This is a genomic window from Arthrobacter sp. 210 2 (assembly GCF_059093025.1).
The window spans coordinates 1-8,648 of record NZ_JBNHIE010000022.1; the positions used below are offsets into that span (position 1 = coordinate 1).

Here is an 8,648-nt window from a genome sequence, read left to right on the forward strand (position 1 = left end):
CCCTGTCCAAAAATACTTGCCGCGACCGGTCAATCACCTGCCGCCAACGGGCAAACCAACCTGCCGCCACCGGTCATTTCTAAGTTGCCGTTGACACACGCCGAATCGGTCCGGCGCAGCCCGGCTTATCGTTTCGATGGCACGCAGTTGCCCCAGCCGCTTGGGCGGCCCTCCCAGCGGACCGTCGGAGTCCGGGTAGCGGGGCACGACGGCGATCACCTTTAACCCGGGGTTCCGTTCCAGGGCCGAGGCGATGCCGGCTGCCACCTCTGCCGACCAGAGGTACTGGTCCTCGATGTAGATCAGGGAGCGGGCCAGGGAGAAAGCCTTTGTGTAGGCCAGGGCAACGCTTCGCTCGCCGCCAGGTGCGAACGGGAACGGCGGATGCTTCACGCCGTAGGTGCGCAGCAGCTGCACGGCGTGGGGGCCTGCCGGTGGTGGCGGCGGTGCAGTCTCCGGCAGGGGTTCGGGGTGCCGGGGCATATCGGCCAGGCGCTGCAGCAGCATCCTGTAGGGTGTGCGCCGGTCCAGGGGATGCGGGTCATCCCACCGTTCCGCGAACAGCTGTAGCACATCTGCCACAACCGGGCCGTGCAGTTCGAGGGCGGCATCGTGCCACGGAGGTTGTTTCCCGTACCGGGGATCCATGTCTACCGCCTGGGGGTCGCCGCCGTGGTCGGCGTCGTCCCGGCGGCTGTGGGAAAGGTCGATTCCGCCCACGAACGCGACGTCGCGCGAAGGGTCATTACGGTTGCGGATGACGAAGAGTTTCTGGTGGTGGCAGCCGAAGAGGCGCACCCGCTGATCCAGCAGCACCTCGCCGCCGGCGTCATTGATCTGGCGGCTGAGGTGCTCGTTGGACAGGTTGCTCATGGGGGCAGACACGCGCTCCCCGTGGGACCTCCAGACCAGGCCCCGCACTTCCACCCCCGCCCGGGCTAATCCCGCCAGCAACTCACCGATCGCCGGCCCGTCCGGCGTCAGCCGCTCGTCGCCATCGCCGCGCCAGTCGGTGAACCAGACACGGTCTCCCGCTTGAAGGGCCGACAACTCCTCATGCAGCCGGGCGAAGTAGGTGGCGCCGTGAATCAGGGGCCGAACGAGGTTTCCCTCGGACCAGGCCGGTGAGCCGGACCCGCCGGCGTGCACGTTAGTGGCTGCATGTTCCCGCTCAGCGCCACTCAAGAACCAGGTACCAGCAGTACTGTCCACTCGTCGTTCCCTTCGGGACCCGAGGCCGGCCAGGAGGTATTCGGCCTACCCAGTAGCCTACGACTGCGGAGGGCAAAGGGTGAGGACGGTACCGGTCGGGATTCTGATGGCTTTGGGAACCGGCCGCACACCTGACGCCCTGCCCTCGGCCGATGACGCCGCTTAACCAGCGAAAAACCCCCCAAAGCCCTAAAACTAGGGGCAATAGGGGGTTTATCCCGAGCTTCCTATCAGAATCGAACTGATGACCTTTTCATTACGAGTGAAACGCTCTACCGACTGAGCTAAGGAAGCACCGCATGAAATCCCCGGGAAAACCGGGCCCTTCATGCAAGAGTCAACTGTAATAGAGTCCCCGCGCCCGGGTCAAAATGGGACGCGCTCAGGCAGCTGAGGCGTTCAGCACACCGTGTTGTCGGCCGGCACTTCGCCGCTTACCAGGTACCTGTCCACCGGATCCTCGATGCAGCTGTTGGACCGTCCGTAGGCGGTATGGCCTTCGCCTTCCCACGTCATCAGCGTGGCATTTCCGAGCTGCTTCCGCAGCGACGCGGCCCATTCGACGGGTGTGGCGGGATCGCCGGTGGTGCCGATGACCACGATCGGGGAATCGCCGGTGTACTCCACCGGTGCCGGGGTCCGGACGTTCTTGTAGGGCCAGTCGGAGCAGCTCGTGCCGCCGTACGCGAAAAAGTACCCCAGTGTGGGCGATTCCTGCATCAGGCGCTGCTGCTCCGCCCGCATCGCGGCGGGGTCGGACTCCATAGGGTAGTCCAGGCAGTTGATTGCGTTGAAGGCGAAGGTCGAATTGGACGAGTAGGTGCCGTTGGACGACCGGTCGGCACCGAGGTCGGCCAGGCGCAGCATGAGGCTGACGTCCCCGGTCATTGCCGCTTCCAGGGCCTGGGTCAGGGCCGGCCAGCTCTGGTCGTTGTAGAGCGGGGTGATGAGTCCGCTGACGAACATCGTGGCGTTGACGGTCCTGCCGTCCTTGGCCGTGCGCGGCGTCTGCTGCACGGCGGCGATGAGGTCGCGGATCTGCTGCACGCCGGAGTCGACGTCCCCGCTCAACGGGCACCCGTCCTGCTGCTGGCAGCTGGCAACGTAGGCGCGGATGGCCTTTTCAAAGGCCCGGGCCTGGCCGCTGGTCAGCTCCTCGTTGCTGATGGAAGGATCCAGGGCACCATCGAGCACCATGCGTCCCACGTTGTCCGGAAAGAGGGAGGCATACGTGGAACCCAGGAACGTCCCGTAGGAGTAGCCCAGGTAGTTCAGCTTCTTGTCGTTGACCACTGCCCGGAGGATATCCAGGTCCTTCGCGGCACTCTGGGTATCGATATGCGCCAGCACCTCGCCGGTCTGCGCGACGCACTGGTCCGCGATCGCCTTGTTGTCCGCGCGGGCAACCGCCAGGCCGGCATCCGTTTCAAGATCGTAGATCTTTGCCCGGGCCGCGTCCCGCTCGGCATCGGTCAGGCAGGTCACCGGAGAAGAGCGCTTAACACCGCGGGGGTCGAAGCCCACCAGGTCGTAGGCGTCGCGGACCGTCTGCGAGAAGTGGGTGCCGGCCGCGTCCTTGACGAAGTCGTAACCGGAGGCGCCGGGGCCGCCGGGATTCACCAGCAGGCTCCCGGCTTTCCGGCCGGTGCTGGGAGCCCTCAGCGCGGCAATCTGGATCGAGACGCCCTCGGGATCCTCGTAATCCATGGGCACCGTCACCTTGGCGCACTGGAACTCATTCTCGCAGGGCTCCCACACCACTTCCTGCGAGTAAAACTGCTCCAGCCCGGACGGGGCAGAGGCCACGATGGAAGGATCAGCCTTGGCGGTGGCCGTCTCCTGGTTGCGGTCGCCGCCGTTGAGGAGGCTGCACGAGGCCAGCACCATGGCAAGAACCAGGGCGCCGGCGGCACGGAGTCCGACCACCAGGGATCGGTGGCGTGCGGGCAGGGGGCGGGCAGTCATCGGGTCTCCTTGGAAGGGGGCTAGATCAGGCTGGCTGCCATGGACTCAATTGTCAACAGCGGGGCAACGTTGGTGGTGGTGATGCGTTCGCGGGCTTTGTTGATGGCGTCCATCCGGGCAAGAGTGGCTTCTGGAGTGGAACGGCTGGCAAACTCCTCCAATTCACTCCTCAGCTCAACGTTTACCAGCTCCACAGCATTCCCAAGCTGGATAATCAGCACATCCCGGTAAAAGGACAGCAGGTCCGTCAGTGTGCGGTCCAGGGAATCCGTGATGGAACGCTTCGCCCGGCGCTTCTGGTCGTCCTCCAGCTGCTTCAGCTGGCTTCGCATGGCCGGCGGGAGGGTGCCGGACTCGGGTGCGCCGAGCGTGGCCAGCAGCGCGGCTTTTTCGGCGGCGTCGCGCTCTTCATTGGAGCTGTTCGCCTCGGCGGTGGCGATCTTCACCAGCTTGTCCGCCATCATGACTGCAGCGGTGACGCCCCGGAGCCCGAGCGGAAACCTCACAGTCTCCAGCCGGCGTTCCCTCGCTGCCGCATCCCTGGCCAGCCGGCGTGCGATCCCCACGTGGCTTTGCGCGGCGCGGGCGGCCCGTTCCGCGAGCTCAGGGTCCACGCCGTCGCGCTTGACCAGAAGCGCGGCAACATCGGCGGCCGGCGGCAGCCGCAACGCCACGCTGCGGCAGCGTGAGCGGATGGTGACCAGCACATCCGCGGGGGAGGGCGCGCACAGCATCCATACCGTCCGCGGGGTGGGCTCCTCGATTGCCTTGAGCAGAACGTTGGTGGTGCGCTCCGCCATCCGGTCCGCGTCTTCCACCACAATGATGCGCCAGCGTCCTGCGGAGGGCCGGTTCCCCGCGGTGGCCACCAGCTCACGTGCCTCGTCGATGGTGATGGTGACCTTTTCGGTCCGCACAAAGGTCACGTCCGAATGGGTTTCGCCCAGGATCGTCAGGCAGGCCGGGCATTCGCCGCAGCCGCGCAGGCGCACATCCTCCTGGTCACAGTTCAAAGCCGCAGCAAAGGCCTTGGCGGCATTCGAGCGGCCGGAGCCCGGCGGGCCGGTGAACAGCCAGGCGTGCGTCAGGGCTTCGCCGCTGGACGCCTGGCGCAGCTGCTCGACGACGGCGGACTGGCCCTGGAGGTCATCCCACACGGTCATGGGGTGCCACCGCCGTGGTCGCCCGCGGAGGGGCCCGCGCCAACGGGGGCCACCTCGGGGCTGGCCAGCAGGGCGTCCACCCGCGTGAGGATCGCCGCGGCCAGCTCGCCGACGGGCAGATGCGCGGGAAGCACGAGGTAGGAAGCGGGGCGGCTGCCGGCCAGCTCGAGGAAGGCTTCCCTGATCCGGCCGTGGAAGTCGTCCGCCTCGGATTCCAGCCGGTCCTCGGCGGCGTCACCGGCGGTCCGGCGCTGCCGTCCCATTGCCGGGTCAACATCCAGCAGGACGGTGAGGTGGGGCTGCAGGCCGGAGGTGGCCCACTCGTTCAGGGCCCTTACGGCGTCCTTCCCCAGATCGCGTCCGGCGCCCTGGTAGGCAACAGAGGAATCAAGGTAGCGGTCCGTCAGCACAATCTCGCCGCGCTCCAGCGCCGGCCGGATCACCTGGGTGGCATGGGCGGCGCGGGACGCCGCAAAAATCAGCGCCTCAGTGTGGGCGTCAATTTCGCCGTGGCCATGGTCAAGGACCAGGGAACGCAGCTTCTCGCCGATGGGCGTCCCGCCCGGCTCGCGGGTACGCAGCACTGTCAGTCCCCGGGATTCAAGGGCGTCTGCAAGCCGGGCAGCCTGCGTCGACTTGCCGGCACCATCGCCGCCTTCAAACGCGATGAAAAGTCCGGCCCCTTGTTTGTTCACCCCACAAGCCTACCGACCCCCATGGACTTTCTCCGATCGGGCGGGGCGCCTGTGGACAGCCCGGGTGGCCCCGGTAACGCCTTTCCGGGGCATGTCCGCTGGACAAGTACGCTTTCACCATGAGCCTTTCCGAACAACAGGCGGCTGCCCTGTCTTCAGAGACACTTGTGGTTGCGGCGGGACGTCCGCCGCGGGAAAGGGACCAGCCGGTCAACCCGCCCCTCGTCCTCTCCTCGACCTACTTCGGTACCGGCCCCCTGGGCCCGGGGGACCGCGGCTACGGGCGGTACTCCAACCCCACCTGGGACCCTTTCGAAGAGGCGCTTGGCCAGCTGGAGGGCGCCGAACTGCCGGGCCTCCTCTACGCCTCGGGCCTTGCAGCTGTCAGTTCGGCCCTGTCGTTGATCCCCGCCGGGGGAGTGCTGGTCATGCCGACCCACAGCTACTCGGGAACCCTGGTGATGGCTGCTGAACTGGCGCAAAAGGGGTTCATCGAACTCCGGACGGTTGACATCACGGACACCGACGCGGTCAAGGAAGCCCTTGCACCCGCCGGACCCGGGGCCCGGCCTGCCGCCATGCTGTGGCTGGAAAGCCCCACCAACCCCATGCTGGGCATCGCCGATGTCAAGGCACTGACGGCCGCGGCCCATGCCGCCGGAGCCATCGTGGTCACGGACAACACCTTTTCCACCCCGTTGGTGCAGCAGCCGCTGGCACTGGGGTCCGACGTCGTCCTCCACTCGGTGACCAAATACCTGGCCGGCCACTCCGACGTGGTCCTCGGGGCCCTGGTGACCTCCAACCTCGACATGCGCTCCGCGCTGCTCCACAACCGGACCATCCATGGCGCCATTGCCGGTCCCTTCGAAGCATGGCTGGCACTGCGGGGCCTGCGGACGCTCGCACTCCGGGTGGAACGGTCGCAGCAGTCCGCAATGATCCTGGCGGAACGGCTCAGCACGCATCCGCGCATCGACTTCATCCGGTTCCCGGGGCTTCCCGCCGATCCGGGACACGAACGGGCCAAAGCACAGATGACCGGATTCGGGTCCATTATCTGCGTCCACATTGCACCGGTCGCGGGCCTGGACGGTGCCGACGCCGCGGACAAGCTTGTGCGTGCCCTGGAGCTGTGGCTCCCGGCGACTTCCCTCGGCGGAGTCGAGTCCCTCATCGAACGCAGGCGCCGGCATGCCGCGGAACCCGTCAGCGTGCCGGAGAACCTGGTCCGCATGAGCGTGGGCATCGAAAATGTCGAAGACCTCTGGGCGGACCTGAAGCAGGCGCTGGACACGCTGGGAGGCTAGGCTTGGCTTGTGGACGGTGAACTGATTATTCGGCCTGTTGAGCAGGCAGTGTTCTTTATCCTTGCCCTGGTGGCACTGGGCCTTGAGCTGTGGGCCGTGGCCGACTGCGCCCGGCACCGGGCCAATGCCTTCGAGGCAACCGGCAAGAGGACCAAGACATTCTGGCTCGCCTTGACCGGCGGAGCCGCCCTGGTCGGTGTCATCTCAATGTTCGGCAGCGGCGGCGGTTTCTTCGGCACGCTGGGCCTCTTCGGCCTGGCCGCGGTAGTCGCCGCGTCCGTGTACCTCGCCGACGTACGGCCCGCCGTGAAGGACGCCGGACGCGGGGGCACCCGCAACATGGGCCCCTACGGCCCCTGGTAATCCCCACCGGCTCCCTCGGCTCGCAAGCTCGCCCAGGGAACCCTGCCGGCGTGGGCCCCCCAACCCTGCCGGCGTGGGCCGCCCACCGGTTCACTTAGGCCAGCGGCGCCACTGCTTCCCAGCCCACCGTCAGCTCCCCGAGCCGCCACCGCGCCGGTCCGTCCTGGACCGGCCAGCCCGCGTCGCGCAACGCCCGGCACATAGCCTGCCAGCGCTGCCTGTTACCAAACGACGCCAGGGGTGCTGATTCCAGCCACGCCCGGTCCATCGCCTGCATCAGGGCGTGGACGGGCTCGCCGGGAACGTTGCGGTGGATCAGCGCCTTCGGCAGCCGTTCGGCCACCTCGGACGGCAGCTCGAAGCTCCCGAACCGGACGGACACGCTGAGCGACAAGGGCCGGCTGCGGTCGAGCGCCACCCACGTCACCCGCCGCCCGATTTCATCGCAGGTGCCATCGATAAACAGCCCGTCAGCCGACAGGCGGTCCTGCACCAGCCGCCAGATCCCCGCCACGTCCGCCTCCTCATACTGCCGCAGCACGTTGAACGCGCGCACCAGGACCGGCTGGCCCGGCACGGGAAGCTCAAAGCCGCCCACGAGGAAGTTCAGTCCGGGCCGCTGGAGGGGCAGGGCAGCACGTACACGCTCCGGTTCGATCTCGATGCCGCAGACCCGGACATCGGAGCGGACGGCGGACAGCCGCTCATAAAGTTCGACGGCGGTGGCCGGGGTGGCGCCGTACCCCAGGTCCACTACCAGCGGGTCGGCAGCGGAGCGGAGGCGCCAGGCCTGCGGCCCGGTGAGCCAGCGGTCAAGGCGGCGCATGCGGTTGGGATTGGTGGTGCCGCGGGTCACGTTGCCCACCGGCCTGCCCTGCCTGCCGGCCGCGTTCCGGCCGGTAATCTGCGGGGCGGTCACCCGTTCAGCCTTTTGCACCACCGCCCCACCTTATCCTGCAGGGCGGGGTCACTCCCGGCCCTGTAATCCGCCTGGAAGGGGCATTATGTGACTCCGCGTTGCATTTAGGCGGAGCCACCCGGGCATCGCTTTGTAACGCTGGGCGGGCGGCAACGGCGCTCGGCTAGGATGAAAATCATGACTTACAAGCTGATTCTGCTGCGCCACGGCCACAGCGAATGGAACGCCAAGAACCTGTTCACCGGCTGGGTGGACGTTGACCTGAACGACCAGGGCCGCGAGGAAGCAGCACGCGGCGGCGAGCTCCTGGTGGAGAACAACATCCTTCCGGACGTGCTCTACACCTCCCTCCTGAAGCGGGCCATCAACACGGCCAACATCTCCCTGGACAAGGCCGACCGCGGCTGGATCCCGGTCAAGCGCGACTGGCGCCTGAACGAACGCCACTACGGCGCCCTCCAGGGCAAGGACAAGGCACAGACGCTCGCGGAGTACGGCGAGGAGCAGTTCATGGAATGGCGCCGTTCCTACGACACCCCGCCGCCGCCCCTGGATGACAACTCCGAGTTTTCCCAGGCCCACGATCCCCGTTACGCAGGACTCGGGGATGCCCTTCCCCGGACCGAGTGCCTGAAGGACGTGCTGGTCCGCCTGCTGCCGTACTGGGAATCGGACATCAAGGAAGACCTCAAGGCCGGCAGGACCGTCCTGGTCACCGCCCACGGCAACTCACTGCGCGCGCTGGTCAAGCACCTCGATGGCATCAGCGACGAAGCCATCGCCGGCCTGAACATCCCCACCGGCATCCCGCTGGTGTACGACCTGGACGAAAACTTCGAGCCCATCAAGCGGGGCGGCACCTACCTTGACCCCGAAGCTGCCGAACAGGCCATCCTGGCCGTCGCGAACCAGGGCAAGAAGTAAGACTTCGCGTTATGACGACGGCGGGAGGGGAGCACAACCCATGACCGGCCCAACACCGGCCACGATTCTTGTGTGCCAGATGGTTTTGTGCGTGTAG

Annotated in this window: 8 protein-coding genes and 1 tRNA gene; 3 read left to right on the forward strand and 6 right to left on the reverse strand. The window is 67.0% G+C overall.

Annotated features, from left to right (window positions below):
- Window positions 1-33: 33 nt before the first annotated feature.
- From AC5RWA_RS21480 to tmk, 5 genes are all read right to left on the reverse strand, one after another.
- On the reverse strand, window positions 34-1,212 hold the full coding sequence (locus tag AC5RWA_RS21480) for a phospholipase (protein ID WP_494058998.1): 1,179 nt from the start codon (window positions 1,210-1,212) through the stop codon (window positions 34-36).
- Window positions 1,213-1,433: 221 nt separating this feature from the next.
- Window positions 1,434-1,506 (reverse strand) — tRNA-Thr (locus AC5RWA_RS21485).
- A gap of 105 nt (window positions 1,507-1,611) precedes the next feature.
- Window positions 1,612-3,177, reverse strand: a complete 1,566-nt coding sequence (locus tag AC5RWA_RS21490; RefSeq protein ID WP_494058999.1) for an alpha/beta hydrolase — start codon at window positions 3,175-3,177, stop codon at window positions 1,612-1,614.
- A 20-nt stretch (window positions 3,178-3,197) separates the two neighbouring features.
- Window positions 3,198-4,340, reverse strand: coding sequence for a DNA polymerase III subunit delta' (locus AC5RWA_RS21495; RefSeq protein WP_079598287.1), 1,143 nt, complete (start codon window positions 4,338-4,340; stop codon window positions 3,198-3,200).
- Window positions 4,337-5,035: a dTMP kinase gene (gene tmk / locus AC5RWA_RS21500; RefSeq protein ID WP_494059000.1), complete on the reverse strand. Its 699-nt coding sequence runs from the start codon at window positions 5,033-5,035 to the stop codon at window positions 4,337-4,339. Before tmk ends, AC5RWA_RS21495 begins: the two co-directional genes overlap by 4 nt.
- Window positions 5,036-5,154: 119 nt before the next feature.
- On the opposite strand from tmk, the gene AC5RWA_RS21505 reads away from it, so the two are divergent.
- Complete coding sequence (locus tag AC5RWA_RS21505; RefSeq protein ID WP_494059001.1) at window positions 5,155-6,345, forward strand: trans-sulfuration enzyme family protein; 1,191 nt, start codon at window positions 5,155-5,157, stop codon at window positions 6,343-6,345.
- A gap of 9 nt (window positions 6,346-6,354) precedes the next feature.
- Window positions 6,355-6,708 (forward strand): DUF2516 family protein, encoded by a 354-nt coding sequence (locus tag AC5RWA_RS21510; RefSeq protein WP_079598284.1) that lies wholly within the window; start codon window positions 6,355-6,357, stop codon window positions 6,706-6,708.
- A 94-nt stretch (window positions 6,709-6,802) separates the two neighbouring features.
- On the opposite strand, the gene AC5RWA_RS21515 is transcribed toward AC5RWA_RS21510, so the two are convergent.
- Complete coding sequence (locus AC5RWA_RS21515; RefSeq protein WP_494059002.1) at window positions 6,803-7,648, reverse strand: class I SAM-dependent methyltransferase; 846 nt, start codon at window positions 7,646-7,648, stop codon at window positions 6,803-6,805.
- A gap of 156 nt (window positions 7,649-7,804) precedes the next feature.
- Between AC5RWA_RS21515 and AC5RWA_RS21520 the strand changes: the two genes are divergently transcribed.
- Complete coding sequence (locus AC5RWA_RS21520) at window positions 7,805-8,551, forward strand: phosphoglyceromutase (protein WP_494059003.1); 747 nt, start codon at window positions 7,805-7,807, stop codon at window positions 8,549-8,551.
- Window positions 8,552-8,648 lie beyond the last annotated feature (97 nt).

What these genes read in the sequence shown, in the direction of transcription:
- AC5RWA_RS21490 (WP_494058999.1), bottom strand. Translation starts at nt 3,177, where the DNA reads ATGACTGCCCGCCCCCTGCCCGCACGCCACCGATCCCTGGTGGTCGGA.
- AC5RWA_RS21520 (WP_494059003.1), top strand. Translation starts at nt 7,805, where the DNA reads ATGACTTACAAGCTGATTCTGCTGCGCCACGGCCACAGCGAATGGAAC.
- AC5RWA_RS21495 (WP_079598287.1), bottom strand. Translation starts at nt 4,340, where the DNA reads ATGACCGTGTGGGATGACCTCCAGGGCCAGTCCGCCGTCGTCGAGCAG.
- AC5RWA_RS21505 (WP_494059001.1), top strand. Translation starts at nt 5,155, where the DNA reads ATGAGCCTTTCCGAACAACAGGCGGCTGCCCTGTCTTCAGAGACACTT.